This window comes from Vibrio fluvialis (genome assembly GCF_900460245.1).
GTDB lineage: Bacteria > Pseudomonadota > Gammaproteobacteria > Enterobacterales > Vibrionaceae > Vibrio > Vibrio fluvialis.
This window is the reverse complement of the sequence record NZ_UHIP01000001.1, coordinates 1,724,522-1,739,934: the sequence shown is the minus strand read 5'-3', so window position 1 is coordinate 1,739,934 and position 15,413 is coordinate 1,724,522. Positions and strand designations below refer to the sequence as shown.

Annotated in this window: 14 protein-coding genes; 3 read left to right on the top strand and 11 right to left on the bottom strand. The window is 51.6% G+C overall.

What is annotated here, in order from left to right:
* Positions 1 to 261: 261 nt before the first annotated feature.
* From DYA43_RS08220 to DYA43_RS08195, 6 genes are all read right to left on the bottom strand, one after another.
* Entirely contained in the window at positions 262 to 657 is a 396-nt protein-coding gene (locus DYA43_RS08220; RefSeq protein WP_055451957.1) for a hypothetical protein, read from the bottom strand.
* Positions 658 to 1,037: 380 nt separating this feature from the next.
* Positions 1,038 to 1,223: a hypothetical protein gene (locus DYA43_RS08215; protein ID WP_020327630.1), complete on the bottom strand. Its 186-nt coding sequence runs from the start codon at positions 1,221 to 1,223 to the stop codon at positions 1,038 to 1,040.
* 166 nt (positions 1,224 to 1,389) lie between these two features.
* Positions 1,390 to 2,403, bottom strand: a complete 1,014-nt coding sequence (locus tag DYA43_RS08210) for a J domain-containing protein (protein WP_061056603.1) — start codon at positions 2,401 to 2,403, stop codon at positions 1,390 to 1,392.
* 96 nt (positions 2,404 to 2,499) lie between these two features.
* Complete coding sequence (locus DYA43_RS08205; RefSeq protein WP_038126988.1) at positions 2,500 to 3,168, bottom strand: YiaD family glycine zipper/OmpA-like lipoprotein; 669 nt, start codon at positions 3,166 to 3,168, stop codon at positions 2,500 to 2,502.
* A gap of 105 nt (positions 3,169 to 3,273) precedes the next feature.
* The gene (locus tag DYA43_RS08200) at positions 3,274 to 3,957 is read right to left on the bottom strand and encodes a DUF2786 domain-containing protein (protein WP_032080123.1); all 684 of its coding nucleotides are present in this window, start codon (positions 3,955 to 3,957) and stop codon (positions 3,274 to 3,276) included.
* A 113-nt stretch (positions 3,958 to 4,070) separates the two neighbouring features.
* Positions 4,071 to 4,751, bottom strand: coding sequence for a DUF3334 family protein (locus DYA43_RS08195; protein WP_020327627.1), 681 nt, complete (start codon positions 4,749 to 4,751; stop codon positions 4,071 to 4,073).
* A 358-nt stretch (positions 4,752 to 5,109) separates the two neighbouring features.
* Here DYA43_RS08195 and ydiJ point away from each other — a divergent pair, with 358 nt between their 5' ends.
* Positions 5,110 to 8,148 (top strand): D-2-hydroxyglutarate dehydrogenase YdiJ, encoded by a 3,039-nt coding sequence (gene ydiJ / locus DYA43_RS08190; RefSeq protein WP_038157155.1) that lies wholly within the window; start codon positions 5,110 to 5,112, stop codon positions 8,146 to 8,148.
* Between the two features lie 79 nt (positions 8,149 to 8,227).
* The gene (locus DYA43_RS08185) at positions 8,228 to 8,689 is read left to right on the top strand and encodes a methyltransferase family protein (protein WP_020327623.1); all 462 of its coding nucleotides are present in this window, start codon (positions 8,228 to 8,230) and stop codon (positions 8,687 to 8,689) included.
* A gap of 28 nt (positions 8,690 to 8,717) precedes the next feature.
* Here DYA43_RS08185 and DYA43_RS08180 read toward each other — a convergent pair whose 3' ends face one another.
* Positions 8,718 to 9,443 carry a DUF3581 domain-containing protein gene (locus DYA43_RS08180; protein WP_020431467.1) on the bottom strand — a complete coding sequence of 242 codons (726 nt, stop codon included), beginning with the start codon at positions 9,441 to 9,443 and terminating at the stop codon, positions 8,718 to 8,720.
* A 179-nt stretch (positions 9,444 to 9,622) separates the two neighbouring features.
* Here DYA43_RS08180 and DYA43_RS08175 point away from each other — a divergent pair, with 179 nt between their 5' ends.
* Positions 9,623 to 9,769, top strand: coding sequence for a DUF2256 domain-containing protein (locus tag DYA43_RS08175; protein WP_081035108.1), 147 nt, complete (start codon positions 9,623 to 9,625; stop codon positions 9,767 to 9,769).
* 36 nt (positions 9,770 to 9,805) lie between these two features.
* Here the strand turns inward: DYA43_RS08175 and hutH are convergent, their stop codons facing one another.
* From hutH to hutI, 4 genes are all read right to left on the bottom strand, one after another.
* The gene (gene hutH, locus DYA43_RS08170; protein WP_172465283.1) at positions 9,806 to 11,347 is read right to left on the bottom strand and encodes a histidine ammonia-lyase; all 1,542 of its coding nucleotides are present in this window, start codon (positions 11,345 to 11,347) and stop codon (positions 9,806 to 9,808) included.
* 5 nt (positions 11,348 to 11,352) lie between these two features.
* Positions 11,353 to 13,050: a urocanate hydratase gene (gene hutU, locus DYA43_RS08165; RefSeq protein ID WP_024374208.1), complete on the bottom strand. Its 1,698-nt coding sequence runs from the start codon at positions 13,048 to 13,050 to the stop codon at positions 11,353 to 11,355.
* Between the two features lie 137 nt (positions 13,051 to 13,187).
* Positions 13,188 to 14,192, bottom strand: a complete 1,005-nt coding sequence (gene hutG / locus DYA43_RS08160) for a formimidoylglutamase (protein ID WP_047458917.1) — start codon at positions 14,190 to 14,192, stop codon at positions 13,188 to 13,190.
* A complete protein-coding gene (hutI, locus tag DYA43_RS08155) occupies positions 14,185 to 15,387 on the bottom strand; it encodes an imidazolonepropionase (protein ID WP_061056600.1) in 1,203 nt (400 codons plus the stop codon). Before hutI ends, hutG begins: the two co-directional genes overlap by 8 nt.
* Between the last annotated feature and the right edge of the window lie 26 nt (positions 15,388 to 15,413).

The following is a 15,413-nucleotide window of genomic DNA, read 5'->3' as shown; positions in this document are numbered from 1 at the left end:
AGACATTCCTATCTTATTTCAAACGTCGTTGAGAGAAGATATCCGTAGCGTAAAAACGGGATGAGATATCAAATACTGAGCGCATCATACCAGAACTATTTTCTGTCGCCAGAGAAAAAGCAAACGTTTGCCTAAATAACTCAGCACACTGTCTGGCCAGAGGTGTGTACAGCGACAAAGGTTCCTAGACGTGTGAATGACGAAGAGAAATAGAAAAGCCCCTCAGCCGGAACTGAGGGGAAAAGACAGTGAAAATAAAGATTAATGGAAAGCGGTTTGCATGCTGCTCAGAAAGAACACTTCGCAGTGATGTTCCGTAGCCAATTGAGTCAGTAGCTTCTGGCTGACGATGTCGATTTCACCGGAGGCCACAATCGCGCTGGCATTGCCGGACTGAATCGCTTTCATCACGATTTCGATTTCAGATTGAGACTGAGAAGGCTTCATATGAATAATTTTTCTGCACTGTACGTGATGAGCGGCAAGCTCATCGTATTGAGGACGCGGGCACTGAGCAGTGTAAAGAATCCACTGTTGCTGCTGCGATAAATTAGCCAGGCGAGACATCATGCCGGTGTTAGCACCTTGTGTGGTGTAACGAGTGGTGTTGTAAGTGTGGTTTACAAAACGTGTGGTATTGAAATCTGCGTGAAGCATAATACTGTCCTTTCATACATGCTGTATGTGTATACAGTATTATTAAATGCGGTACTGATCAAGTAGTAATTTGCTTATGGATTGCACGAATTGCGGCTCGATTAAGTGGGGATTTAGCTTATCTGTCTGATATTTATAATTATTTTTAAAATTAGATCTGATTGTTTTTTGTTCTGTTAGTGTGGTGTTTTGTGATCAAAGCGGTAGTTTACTACTGGATGCATACCTGTATAGCCTGTAAAACGACGGTATTGCGCAGGAATGGCGTTGTTATCAGCTTACCAAGCAGAGGGATGTCGGAATGCTGCGGAAAGGGAAAAGTGCAGAATAACGGAGATCAAAAAAGCGCCGTCCTGGCGCTTTTTCATCGGATTAAGGTCTTAATGCGGCTGCTGGGCCTGTCGCTCTCGGAACGCTTGTTCGGCAATATTAAATTGTCGTACATCCATACGAGCAAACTCATTGCAGTTTGCACAAGAGTGATGTGATTTTCCGTCGATATATTCGTGTTTGGTCAGCAGTCTTGGTTGTTTACACCAATCGCAAATGCCTTCGATTGTGAACATGTTTTCTCCCCACCTGGATCAGGTGCTCAATTCGCGGCGGATTATCGCATATCCGCCGAGGGGAAGTTAAGTATTTGTTATGTTGTTTGAGATGGTAATCGATTGCGCTATAAGGGCTGGGAGCTATTGATGACTGGCGTTATAAGCCAGAATTAAGAATTTGTAACTATTTATTAACGTAACTAATAATAATCTTTAATGCGCCGTTCAAACGCTTCATTTCTTCTTCACTGCCCTTCATGTCGGGGTGGTAAATTTTTGATAATTGTTTGTATCGTATTTTGACGTTGCGCTCATCGGGCAGTTGGCTAGGGTGGAAGCCAAACATGGCACAGGCGAGGGCGAGTTTATGATCCTGGTTCTGCGTTGCCTGCGTCGATTGCAGCTTTTTCAACTCACGATAGAGTTTATCCAGTTGTCGCTTCTGCTGCTTAACCACACCCGACTGCTCGTTGAGTTGAGTCGTCAGCTTTTCCTGCTCCTGGGTCGACTGCTGCTGCCTTGCTTGCTTGACGTAACGGTATACCGACAGCAGGGCAACGATAACCAGCACAAACAGAATAATGAACAGGTAATCGCTCATCAGACTCTCGGTCTGGTTCTGGGTGTGGTTGGTGGTGGTCGCGGTAGGCTCTTGTGAAGTTGCCGACTGGTCAATGGTGGATTCCAGTTGCTCGATGGAGGAAACCTGGCGAGCGCGCTGCTGGTTGAATTTCTGTTCCAGCAATTGGGTATAGAGCTGCTCTGCTTTGGGGTTGCTGCCAGCAACGGTGTGATACCAAATCTCGGCCATCGTTTGCGGCGCGGGAGAGCGATTGAGCGACTCGTACAATTGGCCAATTTGGATTGCCGCATCCTGATTACCCGTGGCAAACGCTTTGGTCAGCCAGAGCAGCGCTTTGTCGATATCTTTTTCTGTACCACTGCCGCTGAGGTAAGTGTTGGCGAGCTGAATCATGGCAGCAGGGTGCCCGGACTCCGCGGCTTGCTGGAACCAATAAAACGCATCGTCCTGACTTACTGGTGTGGTTTGACCACTTTGGTAGTCAATCGCGAGTTGATATTGCGCGTTGCGATCGCCCTGATTCGCTTGCGCGATCAGCTCCGACAAATCGGCATGCGCACTCAGCGGTAGCATGACACTGGCGATAATCATCAAACCTCGGACAACACGCTTCATTCTTTTTATCGATCCCTATAAAAAAGCCCGGCACAGGGCCAGGCTTTAAGTCATTGAAGTTCAGACACATCCCATAAAGGTGGCCGGGGCATTAAATCATTTTAGCGGTAGAATTTGAATCTCAACACGGCGGTTACATGAACGGCCTTCCGCTGTGCTGTTTGAACATAGTGGGTAACGTTCACCATTGCCACGAGCAACAGCACGGCCAGCGGCGACACCTTGTGAAAGCAGGAATGAACGAACGGATTCAGCGCGACGCTCTGACAAAATCTGGTTGGTGGTGTCGCTACCGGTACTGTCCGTATGACCGTCGATAACCAGACTGGTATCCGGGTATTCCACCAGAATTTTTGCTACGCCACGCAAAGTGTTGTGAATAGAAGAGTCAAGCTGATAAGAGTTGGTCTGGAAACCGATGCCGTTTTGCATACGTAGCAGCAGTTGGTTTTCACCGACACGTTGTACCTGAACGCCTGAGTTCAGCAATTCTTGGCGTAGTGCGGCTTCTTGCTGGTCGAAGTAGTAACCAATGCCGCCGCCGACAGCGGCGCCACCTGCGGCACCAATCAGCGCACGTTGACGTCGCTCTTTGGCATCATCGCCGCTGGCAAGGCCCACCGCCGCGCCCGCAAGGGCACCAATCAGAGCGCCTTTGGTTGCTGAGTTCGTTTCCGTTTCGCCCGTTGTGGCATTTTGGCGTTGTGTGGCAGCACAACCAGAAAGCGCGATCAACACTGCTAGAGCCAGGGTCATTTTTTTCAAAACATCATCTCCGTGAGTCATTATTTTTTACGCTCGCAATAAACGAGAAAAGCGCGTTCACGTCAATGCAAGCTTAGACGATTTTACCTAGGTTTGACGCAAGATTTACTTTAACAACTTCGGAGCTTGTCCGCCGTCGATGGGACGGTTGACCGAGATTCGACGCCCCTTTTTCAGCCCGACTTCATAGTCGGCCGTCAGGTTCTTCATTGCTTCGCGCAATTGCTGCTTAAAGGTTTCGCGGTCGATATTTTTAAATTCTTTATCGATGTAGCTGTTGATCTTGTTCGCGGAATCTTCATCTGGTGTGATGACAGGCAGTTTTTCCAGGGCGCCTTCGACCCAACCGGAGAGGAAGGAGTTTACGCGACGTTGAACTTCCAGATTTGACGTGCCGCTGCCAGCAAAGCTGTTGCGGAACTGGCCCGTTTGTTCGTTCATTTCGCGGTAAACGATGTCGAATGCAAACGCCGCAAAGATAGCGCGATCCGCTTCGCCGATAAATTCAACGCGTTTGAGGCCTTTGTGATTAAGCAGCACTGCTTCAACACCAAATTTGGTGTTGATACCGCGAATGACACGTAAAATGGCCGAAGAGATCGAAGCCGGCAGCAGGTGCGTCGACTGAGTCTTCCCCATTTTGATGAACTCAATGTCATCTTTATCCAGACCATACTTGAGCATTAGGCGATGGGCCATTTTGATGGCGTTCGCGGCTTCGTTCACGTTGGCTGAATTGCCCAATTCCAGGCATTTTGCGATTTTTTTGAGGGCTTTTTGTTTATCCATCGACATGCAAAAAACGTTTCTACGGCATTAAGAAAAGTCCGCCATTTTAACGTTTCTGTCATGGAAATTAAAGCGAGGGCGCCAATCTCGTGAAAGATTGACGCCCTGAGAGATTACAGACCGAGCTCGTCTAGCAGGTCAGAAGGGTCGATGTCGTTGTTTTTGGTAGACTCTTTATTCGATGCCATTTTCTGTTGGGTCGCTTCAAGAATGGAATCCGGGCTTTCATCTTCTTGGACTTCAAACTCTTCCAACTGGATGAACTCCGTTTTGTCCATCGCTAGCTCAAGGTAGAAGATGTTGTTGTTTGCTGTGGAGAAAGTCACGCGGCGCGCTTGCGGGCGATCGAGGTTGGTATCGACCGACAGAATCACCTGTTTGTTCAACGACAGCATTTTCGGTTGGTTCTGAGTGATGTTGGTTTGCAGCTCTTTGCGCACTTTATTGGTGAAGTCACCAACCAGCTGGTTCATCAGCTCGCCCAACACGTCGCCCACTTCGTCCGAGGTGTGCAGCACCGCCAGTTCGTCCTCTGGCATGCCCATGTTGCGCATGTAATTGGTATACACTTCCAGCGCCGCTTTGGCGGTAAAGTTGATGACCACCAGACCGGTAAAGCCACCGTCAAACAGAACGAAGCAGCCGAAATCAGGTTTCAATGAGGTTTTGTTGATCTTCTGCACCATCGCAGAATAGGAGATGTTAGAACCTGTGGCTGAAGTCAGAACGGTTGAAACTGATTGGCAAAGTTTCAACAAAATATCTTCAGTGGTGACGATTTTGTTTTTTTTCATGTGTTTGTCCGTAAATGCTGATAAGACGAAAGCGGAATAAGAAGAATATACCCTTCATCAACCAAGTGGCAGCCCAAATCGTAAAACCATTCAATAAATCTGACTTTTCGAATTCGACTAAAATGACCACCTAAACGTTTGCGTCACGGTTTTGTGTCGCATTTTTGTACCAAATGACCCCGGTTTGGTGCTTGTTGGGGCAGGTTGATAAAAAATTCCGTTTCATTTCATTCTGTCATTGAGATTCTGATTTGATCACCTTTTTAAATGTTGTAAAGTGACCTGATTCAAAGATTAATTCCAAAATTAACTCACAACCCAGAGCTGATAGGATCAGCGCAGTACGGGCAGGAAGCAAATGTTACCTAGACTTCACCTCCAATCCGATGTCGACCCAGTTGTTTTGACCTTTTTGCATGAACTGGAAGCAGCAGGCTTTAGCGGCGACATTGAAACTCAGTATTCAAGCCGTCTGGCTGTTTCAACCGACAACAGTGTGTATCAGCAACTGCCGCAAGCGGTTATTCATCCGAAATCGACCTACGATGTGTCCCTGATCGGTAAATTGAGCACCAAACCTGAATTTGAACGTGTGACGTTTTCGGCCCGTGGCGGCGGTACCGGCACCAATGGTCAGTCGCTGACTAAGGGTGTGGTGGTTGATCTGTCGCGTCACATGAACCAGATCCTGGAAGTGAATCCGGAAGAAGGCTGGGTTCGAGTTCAGGCCGGCGTGATTAAAGATCAGCTCAACGATGCCGTTCGCCCTTATGGTTTCTTCTTTTCTCCCGATCTTTCGACCAGTAACCGAGCCACGCTGGGCGGCATGATCAATACCGATGCGTCCGGCCAAGGCTCACTCAAATACGGTAAAACATCGGATCACGTGTTATCGCTGCAAGCGGTATTTGCCGATGGCTCTGTGCTGGAAACCGATTTATCACGTGGTTTGCCGAGTGAAGGTGAATACGCGGCGGTCGCTATGCAGGTGACCGAAGCGGTATGCCGTGAAAAACGTGCGCAGATTGTGGAAAAATTCCCGCCGCTCAACCGTTTCCTGACGGGTTACGATCTGAAAAATGCAATAGATGAGCAGACGGACCAGTTCAACATTACCCGTGTGCTGTGTGGCGCGGAAGGGTCACTGGCGTTTATTACCGAAGCCAAACTGAACCTGACTCCGATTCCGAAAGCCCGTACGTTGGTGAACATTAAATATGACAGCTTTGACTCCGCACTGCGCAACGCGCCCGTGATGGTGGAAGCGAACGCGCTGTCGGTGGAAACGGTCGATTCGAAAGTGCTTAACCTTGCTAAAGAAGACATCGTCTGGCACAGCGTGAGCGATTTGATCACCGACGTCCCGGGTAAAGTGATGCAGGGCATCAACATCGTCGAGTTTGCTGACCAGGATGAAGCGTTGGTGAAATCGCAGGTGGAAAAACTGACCGAACGCTTAGAAAAGATGGTTGAGAATCAGGAAGCGGGCATTATCGGCTTCCAGGTGTGTGACGATCTGCCAAGCATCAACCGCATCTACAACATGCGTAAAAAAGCGGTTGGCCTGCTCGGTGCGGCGAAAGGTCGTGCTAAGCCGGTTCCGTTTACTGAAGATACCTGTGTGCCGCCGGAAAATCTGGCAGACTTCATCGCAGAATTCCGCCAGTTACTCGATTCAAAAGGCCTAGCTTACGGCATGTTCGGTCACGTGGATGCAGGCGTACTGCATGTGCGTCCGGCGCTGGATATGTGCGATCCTAAGCAAGAACTGATGATGCATGAAGTCTCGGATGAGGTGGTCAAACTGGTCGCGAAATACGGCGGTTTGATGTGGGGTGAGCACGGTAAAGGTTACCGCTCTGAATACGGCCCTGAGTTTTTCGGCGACGAACTGTTTACCGAGTTACGTCGCGTCAAAGCGGCGTTTGACCCGCATAACAAGATGAACCCGGGCAAAATTTGTACGCCACTCGACACCAATTTTGAATTGGTCAAAGTGTCTGACACCAAACGCGGCTACTTTGACCGTCAAATTGACGTGCAAGTGCGCGACAGCTTCAAGCAAGCGATGGAGTGTAATGGTAACGGCTTGTGCTTTAACTACGACACCAGCTCGCCGATGTGCCCGTCGATGAAGGTCACCGCAGATCGCCGTCATTCACCAAAAGGCCGCGCTGGTCTGGTGCGTGAATGGCTGCGCCAACTGACCGAGCAGGGCATCGATATTCTCGATCTGGAAAAACAGACGCTGGAAACCGCACCAACCATCAAGACCATGATTGAGCGCGTGCGTAACCGCATGAACAAACGCCACGAGTACGACTTCTCACATGAAGTGTATGAAGCGATGAATGGCTGTTTGGCGTGTAAAGCGTGTGCCAGTCAGTGTCCGATTAAAGTGGACGTGCCGAGTTTCCGTTCGCGCTTCCTGAACATTTATCACTCCCGTTACCAACGTCCGGTGAAGGATTACTTGGTGGCGAATATTGAAACCATGTTACCGATGATGGGTAAAGCACCGAAGCTGGTCAATGGTGTGATGTCGCAGAAATGGGTACAAAGCCTGACGGCGTCGACGGTTGGGTATGTGGATGCACCGCTGTTGTCAGTGCCGACGCTGGCTCAGCGCACACGTCGTCACCCGGTTGCGCAATTCGACCTGCAGCGTCTTGCGTCGCTGTCGCAGGCGGATCGCGATCAGCACGTGATCATTGTGCAAGATCCGTTCACCAGCTACTACGATGCGGATGTGGTGGAAGACTTCATCGCACTGGCGATCAAGTTGGGTAAGAAGCCGATTCTGCTGCCGTTCAAGCCAAACGGTAAAGCGCAGCACATCAAAGGATTCCTGCAACAGTTTCGCACCACGGCGGCCAATACCTCGGCCTTCCTGTCACAGGTCGCGGACCTGAATATTCCAATGGTGGGTGTCGATCCGGCGTTGGTGCTGTGTTACCGCGACGAATACGTCGAAGTGTTGGGCGCTGAACGTGGTGACTATCAGGTACTGACCGTGCACGAATGGTTGCAACCTCGTCTGCGTGAGTTCGACGCGCATGAAGCGGCTACGGACGAGCCTTGGTATCTGCTGGCACACTGTACTGAGAAAACCAAAATGCCAAACGCCGAGAAAGAGTGGGGCGCTATCTTTGCTCACTTTGGAGCCAAGCTGCAAACCGTACCGGTCGGCTGTTGTGGTATGGCGGGTACGTTTGGTCACGAAGTGGATAAGCTGCAAATGTCGAAAGACATTTATGGCCTGAGCTGGAAGCCAAGCTTAGACAAGCTGCCAAAAGATCGTTGCCTGATTACCGGCTACTCGTGCCGCAGTCAGGTGAAACGCTTTGAGCAGGTTAAGCCGAAGCATCCGTTGCAGGCGCTGTTGGCTCTGCTGTAATCGAAAGCCCGGCTTTGCCGGGCTTTGTTCTTTCTGGCGCGCTTTGCATATACTGAATGCAGAGATGATGGGAGTGGTTATGCGATTTCTTGAGTTAAAAATCCCGCCTGTGGCGCTGTTTCTGATTGCGCTGGTGATGGTCAATCGCCTTGCTCAGGCCTTTATGTTTGCGGATGTGGCGTTGCCTTTCAAATACCTGGTATTCGCGGCGTGCTTTGTGTTGTCCGGTGTGATCGGGATTGCGGGAGTGGTACAGTTTCGCCGCGCGAAGACCACGGTGAATCCGACCAAACCGCATGAAGCATCAACCGTAGTGGATAGTGGAATTTTTCATTACAGCCGCAACCCGATGTATCTGGCACTGTTGCTGCTTCTGCTCGGGTTTGCTTACTGGCATCAGAATGTCGCCAGCCTACTGGTGGTGGCGCTGTTTGTGATTTATATGAACCGATTCCAGATTCAACCGGAAGAGAGGGTGCTCGAGCGTTTGTTCGGCCGGGCTTATACGGATTACAAAGCGCGCGTGCGTCGCTGGATATGAAAAAAGCTCCCTCGGGAGCTTTTTCTCTTTATGCCGCTTTAGCGAACTTTGCCAGGAAGGCATCCTTTCGCTCGTTGAAGCGATTCACCAGATCGTCAATCTCTTCTTGGCTGTAGGGTTTCAGGCCGCTGGCCACCATGCGCTTCACGCCTTTACCGACCACTTGGCCTTCTTCTTTAAACGCGAAGTTCAGGGTCACGAGACCACGCTTGCCATCGACATCAAAGGTCGCGCCAGTAAACGCAACTTCCGGGTGAGTCAGATTCAGGTGATCGAATTCCACTTCCATGCTTTCGTATATGACAAGCGGACGCTGGCAGTTGATCATCATTTGCTTCTCTTCCATCAGCGGCACCATGATGTGCGGGAAGTTCATGCCTGAAAACTGTACGTAGTTCGTCACCACGTGTTCAATGAATGCGGCGTTGTGGCTAACATCACCTTCGCGGTTCATGTGCAGGTACTCTTTACCTGACGCGTCAACCACGGCGCTTTCTTTGCTGCACTTGTTCTCAATGTGAAGTGCCGTTCCGTCACTCACCATACCCGAGAAGTTGAAGTGCATCTTTTGGCTAATGCCTTCTTTTTGCAGCAGCACCGCAAACAGAAGATCGCCTGGCACACAGAAGCGTTTGCTGTCTTCGTCGTGGATAGGGTTAAAGTCGCCCGCCACTTTTTTGGCAAAGTGACTTGCCTGCTCGCGGGTAAACTGGAACTGGTGTTCTTGAGATGAGAAGTAAGGAGCTAGAAACATAATTTACGCTATTTCGTCTAAACTGTGTCGGATTATAGCCGTCTGAAAAGTTTTAATGGTCCAATCAGTGCCAACTTATTGTGAAATCTTAGCTTTGAGAGCAAAAGAGAGACAATTTGCAGTGATCTTGAGAGGCGAGGCTGCGTATTTTTCTCTGTTCTACAAAGTCGGAGACGATGATGACAGGCCATCAGAAACCTCATCTGCCTCACAAGATTTGTATCGTATGCGAGCGATCGTTCAGTTGGCGGAAAAAGTGGGCGCAGTGCTGGGATGACGTGAAATATTGCTCGCAGCGCTGCCGCCGCAATAAGCCAGCAAAATAAAAGAGCCCCGCAGGGCTCTTTTGGCTTTTACGATGCTTACTGGAAGCTTGGCAGAATCTGCTCGGGCATCAGGTGGTTGTGGACCGCCTGTTTCAGTAGCTCATTCGCGTCAGCGATATCTGGCGCGAAGTAACGGTCTTTGTCGTAGAACGGTACTTTGTTGCGCAGGATCTGCTTCGCTTCTTCCACACGTGCTGACGACTTGTTTGGCGCACGGAAGTCCAGACCCTGAGCAGACGCGAGGTATTCTACGGCCAGAATACCACGGGTATTTTCGCTCATTTCACGTAGGCGACGACCTGCGAAGGTGGCCATTGAAACGTGGTCTTCCTGGTTGGCAGATGTTGGCAGGCTATCCACCGATGCTGGATGAGCCAACGATTTGTTTTCGCTGGCCAGTGCCGCCGAGGTTACCTGCGCAATCATAAAGCCTGAGTTCACGCCGCCGTTGTCAACCAAGAACGGTGGCAGTTTGCTCAGCGCGCTGTCGATAAGCAGGGCCATACGACGCTCAGACAGGCTGCCGATTTCTGCAATCGCCAGTGCCAGATTGTCCGCCGCCATGGCAACCGGTTCAGCATGGAAGTTACCGCCGGAGATGATGTCGCCGTCTTCAGCGAATACCAGTGGGTTGTCGGAAACAGAGTTCGCTTCGACCACCAATGTGTCAGCGGCGTTGCGGATTTGCTGCAGACACGCACCCATCACCTGTGGCTGGCAACGCAGTGAATACGGATCCTGCACTTTTTCACAACCTTGGTGCGAATCACCGATGTCACTCTGGTTATCCAGCATATGACGATACGCGGCAGCGGCATCCATCTGGCAGCGGTGGCCACGAACGGCGTGAATACGAGCATCGAACGGACGACGGCTACCCAGAGCTGCTTCTACGGACATGGCGCCGCAGACGGTCGCCGACGCAAACAGGTCTTCCGCCATGAACAGACCTTCGAGTGCAAACGCCGTCGATGCCTGAGTTCCGTTCAGTAGTGCCAAACCTTCTTTCGGCGCCAGCGTGACAGGCTCTAGACCTGCGATTTTCAGCGCTTGCAGACCCGAAACGATTTCACCTTTGTGACGTGCCTGACCTTCGCCCAGCAGTACGGTACTCATGTGAGCCAGCGGAGCCAGGTCACCTGATGCGCCCACAGACCCTTTTTGTGGTACGCATGGGTACACTTCGCTGTTAACCAGTGCCATCAGCGCTTCCAGCACTTTCAAGCGAATGCCCGAGAAACCACGTGCCAGGCTGTTGATTTTCAGCACCATCATCAGACGAACAGTTTCGTCTGACATAAATTCACCAATACCCGCTGCATGCGAAAGCACGATACTTCTTTGCAGGATTTCCAGATCTTCCGGTGCAATCTTGGTATTAGCCAACAATCCAAAACCGGTGTTGATGCCGTAAACGGTACGACCTTCCGCGATCACTTGCTCGACAACCTGCGTGCTCTGTTCAATGGCAGGAATTGCTGCTGAATCGAGTGACAGTGTCACTGGTGAGCGGCTGATTTGACGCAGTTGGTTCAGCGTGAGCGAACCCGGTTTAATGACTAAATTCAACATGTCCATTGTCCTTACTTCAGTTGAGCCAGCTCGTCGTTCAGCATTGGCAGATCGAGCTTTTGTTCTTTTGCACAGCGTTTCGCGATATCGTAGCCTGCATCAGCGTGACGCATCACACCCGTTGCCGGATCGTTATGCAAGACGCGAGCAATACGTTGTGAAGCGTCATCACTACCGTCACAGCAAATCACCATACCGGAGTGTTGGGAGAAGCCCATGCCGACGCCGCCACCGTGATGCAAAGACACCCACGTCGCGCCGCCAGCCGTATTGAGCAACGCATTCAGTAGTGGCCAGTCAGACACAGCGTCTGAGCCGTCCATCATGCCTTCGGTTTCACGGTTCGGGCTGGCGACTGAACCTGAATCCAAGTGATCACGACCGATGACGACTGGCGCTTTCAGTTCGCCATTTTTCACCATTTCGTTGAATGCCTGACCCAGACGTTCACGATCTTTCAGACCGACCCAACAGATGCGTGCTGGCAGACCTTGGAAGTGGATGCGCTCACGCGCCATGTCCAGCCAGTTGTGCAGATGCGGGTTATCCGGGATCAGTTCTTTCACTTTTTGATCCGTTTTGTAGATATCCTCTGGATCGCCGGATAGGGCAGCCCAGCGGAAAGGACCGATGCCTTCACAGAACAGTGGACGAATGTACGCCGGTACAAAGCCTGGGAAATCAAAGGCATTCTCAACGCCTTCTTCCAGTGCCATCTGACGAATGTTGTTGCCGTAGTCGAGGGTTGCAGCGCCGCGGTTTTGCAGTTCCAGCATGGCGCGAACCTGAATCGCCATCGACTCTTTCGCTGCTTTGACGACTTTCGCTTCGTCGATTTTACGCATTTCTGCTGCGTGTTCCATGCTCCAGCCCAGTGGCAGGTAACCGTTGAGCGGATCGTGCGCCGAAGTTTGGTCAGTGACCACATCAGGCGTGATGTTGCGCTCAAGCAGCTGCGGGAAAATGTCCGCGGCGTTGCCCAGCAGGCCAACTGAGACCGGCTCATCCGATTCGTAAATGATCGCCAGTGCTTCGTCCAGGCTGGTGGCTTTCTTATCCACGTAACCAGTACGCAGACGGTAGTCGATACGTGACTCGTCACATTCCACCGCAATCATAGAGAAACCGGCCATGGTCGCGGCCAGAGGCTGTGCGCCACCCATGCCGCCCAAACCGCCAGTCAGTACCCAGCGACCTTTCGCGTTGCCGTCGAAATGCTTCTTCGCGACTGCAACGAACGTTTCGTAAGTACCCTGAACGATGCCCTGAGAGCCGATGTAGATCCAAGAGCCCGCCGTCATCTGGCCGTACATCATCAGGCCTTGTTTATCCAGCTCGTTAAAGTGTTCCCAGTTTGCCCAGTGTGGAACCAGGTTGGAGTTAGCAATCAGCACGCGGGGTGCGTTTTTGTGTGTTGGGAACACGCCGACTGGCTTACCAGATTGAACCACCAGAGTTTGGTCGTCTTCCAGACGCTCCAGCACTTCGACGATTTTGTCGTAACATTCCCAGTTACGCGCTGCGCGGCCGATACCGCCATACACCACCAGTGAATGCGGGTGTTCAGCAACGTCCGGGTCAAGGTTGTTCATCAGCATACGTAGTGGTGCTTCAGTCAGCCAAGATTTGGCGCGTAGTGTGGTTCCGTGGGGTGCACGAATGGTGCGGCTTGTGTCCAGACGGGTACCTTGAGCTTGGTGCTGCGTCATGTTACGACTCCTTTATGTTTGGGTTGGCGAACCCCGTTGTGTAGGGTAAGGATTCGCCGTGTTTCATTTGCTTCGCTCGTTTTCCGTTGAGCGTTTTAGGGTTTATTTTTTAGTGTTGCTTTGCCCGTGGCTGACATTCAGCGCACATTTTTCTCGGCCATGGTGTTGGCGATATCCCAACACAATCTGGCCGCGAGGCGGGCAGTCTGATTGTCGATATCGTAAGTCGGGTTGTATTCCGCGATATCGGCAATCATGAGTTTGTTTTTGTAGTGCAGAATCCTGTCGAGATACGGCGTCAGCGTTTCCAGACTGACTCCGCGCGCCGCTGGCGCACTCACGCCCGGCGCAGTCGCGGCGGGGAACACGTCCAAATCGATGGTGAGATAGAGATAATCGCAGTCATCGATGAAGTGTTGCAGCTGCGTCATGTGATAGATGTGGTTGGCTTGCGACAGCGCGCGATCTTCCACATACCACACGCCCAGTTCATCGGCGCGTTCAAACAGTGCGGCGGTATTGCTCGCACGGCTGACACCCAGACAGGCATAGTGAAAACACCAGTTGTGCTCGGCGCAGTAGTGCTGAATCTGATTAAATGGTGTGCCTGAACTCGGTTTGACCGGGGCCAGCTCCGATTCAAAGGCTCGCAGGTCAAAGTGCGCATCGAAGTTGATGATGCCGATGCGTGGCTGCTTGATGCCTTGCGCATGCAGATGCTGAGCCAAGCCTTGAAATGTTGCCCATGCGACTTCGTGACCACCGCCTAACACGATCACTGGCGTATGAGACAGCGCTTTCGCCACCACGTGTGCGCAGCGCGATTGAGCGTGTTCCAATGCGTCATCATCACAACGGATGTTGCCCAGATCATACAGCGCTGAGCTGCGATGCCATGCCATGTTGGCCAGCGCCTGTTTAATCAGGTTTGGCGACTGGCTGGCGCCTACACGTCCTTTATTGCGCGCTACACCAGCATCGCATTCAAAACCGACCAGAGAGACGGCATGTTGCTCGCCGTTGAGTTCACTGGCTTGCAGGCATTGCATCACATGGTGAACCCGTGTGCCCAGTTGGCCATCTTCAGCGTCGTGACGGCCAAGCCATTGGTAGTGATGGGAAGTTTGAGGAAAATCAGTCATGGCAGAAAGCTCCATCCACAATTCGTGCATGTAAACGAGGAACGCCAACCTGATAGCTGAGATCCGCCGGGTGGTCGATGTTCCAGATCGCAAGGTCGGCATCAAAGCCTGTTGCAACTTGACCTCGTGTTTCTGCAAAGCCCAGTGCTTTGGCTGCGTGAACGGTAACACCACGCAGAGTTTCTTCTGGGGTCAGGCCGAACAGTGTGCAGCCCATGTTCATCATTAAGGTTAGGTCGGCAAACGGCGATGTGCCCGGGTTAATGTCGGTCGCCAGTGCCATCGGAACCTGATACTCGCGCAATGCCGCAACCGGTGGCTTTTGCGTTTCACGCAGGAAATAAAACGCACCCGGTAGCAGAGTGGCGACGGTTCCGGACTCAGCCAGCGCTTTGACGCCGTCTTCGTCGAGGTATTCAATATGATCCGCTGACAAGCCTTGATAACGGGCGGTTAAGGCCGTGCCACCCAGATTAGACAGTTGCTCGGTATGGCCTTTGATCTGCAAACCATGTTCTTTGGCGCACTGAAAGACACGCTCAGTTTGCGCGAGATTAAAACCAACCGATTCGCAGAATACGTCCACACTGGTGGCCAGTTTTTCTTCCGCAACTTGCGGAATGATGGTTTGGCAGACATGCTCGATGTAGTCGTCCGCGCGGCCGATGTATTCCGGTGGCAGAGCATGGGCGGCCAGCAGCGTCGTGGTGATTTTTACCCGGCGGTGATTTTCCAGCGCTTTCGCTGCGCGCAGCATTTTCACTTCGTCATTGAGCGTCAGGCCGTAACCGGATTTGACTTCGACCGACGTCACGCCGCTTTTAAGCAGGCCATCGAGACGCGGCAAGGCCAATTCAACCAGTTCATCCAAGCTGGCACCACGCGTCGCTTTTACCGTAGAGATAATGCCGCCCCCTTGCGCCGCGATGGTTTGATACGGTACGCCTTGCAAGCGCATTTCAAACTCATTTGCACGGTTACCGGCATAAATCAGATGGGTGTGGCAATCAATCAGTCCAGGCGTGACTAGTTTGCCACTGCAATCAATGCGCTGAGCATCGGCGTCGATGACCTTTGCGCTGAAGGCAGTAATTTGACCGTTTTGGATCAACACGTTCATCGGCTCGCTTGGCTGGTAGCCAGCGCTTCCGTTTTGCATGCTGACAATTCGTGCGTTGGTCAGAATCAGTTCCATGTTTCCCTCGGTAAGTCATGCGTCGG

What these genes read in the sequence shown, in the direction of transcription:
- hutI (WP_061056600.1), bottom strand. Translation starts at nt 15,387, where the DNA reads ATGGAACTGATTCTGACCAACGCACGAATTGTCAGCATGCAAAACGGA.
- ydiJ (WP_038157155.1), top strand. Translation starts at nt 5,110, where the DNA reads ATGTTACCTAGACTTCACCTCCAATCCGATGTCGACCCAGTTGTTTTG.
- DYA43_RS08200 (WP_032080123.1), bottom strand. Translation starts at nt 3,957, where the DNA reads ATGGATAAACAAAAAGCCCTCAAAAAAATCGCAAAATGCCTGGAATTG.
- hutU (WP_024374208.1), bottom strand. Translation starts at nt 13,050, where the DNA reads ATGACGCAGCACCAAGCTCAAGGTACCCGTCTGGACACAAGCCGCACC.
- hutH (WP_172465283.1), bottom strand. Translation starts at nt 11,347, where the DNA reads ATGGACATGTTGAATTTAGTCATTAAACCGGGTTCGCTCACGCTGAAC.
- DYA43_RS08175 (WP_081035108.1), top strand. Translation starts at nt 9,623, where the DNA reads ATGACAGGCCATCAGAAACCTCATCTGCCTCACAAGATTTGTATCGTA.
- DYA43_RS08210 (WP_061056603.1), bottom strand. Translation starts at nt 2,403, where the DNA reads ATGAAGCGTGTTGTCCGAGGTTTGATGATTATCGCCAGTGTCATGCTA.
- DYA43_RS08185 (WP_020327623.1), top strand. Translation starts at nt 8,228, where the DNA reads ATGCGATTTCTTGAGTTAAAAATCCCGCCTGTGGCGCTGTTTCTGATT.
- DYA43_RS08195 (WP_020327627.1), bottom strand. Translation starts at nt 4,751, where the DNA reads ATGAAAAAAAACAAAATCGTCACCACTGAAGATATTTTGTTGAAACTT.
- hutG (WP_047458917.1), bottom strand. Translation starts at nt 14,192, where the DNA reads ATGACTGATTTTCCTCAAACTTCCCATCACTACCAATGGCTTGGCCGT.
- DYA43_RS08220 (WP_055451957.1), bottom strand. Translation starts at nt 657, where the DNA reads ATGCTTCACGCAGATTTCAATACCACACGTTTTGTAAACCACACTTAC.
- DYA43_RS08215 (WP_020327630.1), bottom strand. Translation starts at nt 1,223, where the DNA reads ATGTTCACAATCGAAGGCATTTGCGATTGGTGTAAACAACCAAGACTG.
- DYA43_RS08180 (WP_020431467.1), bottom strand. Translation starts at nt 9,443, where the DNA reads ATGTTTCTAGCTCCTTACTTCTCATCTCAAGAACACCAGTTCCAGTTT.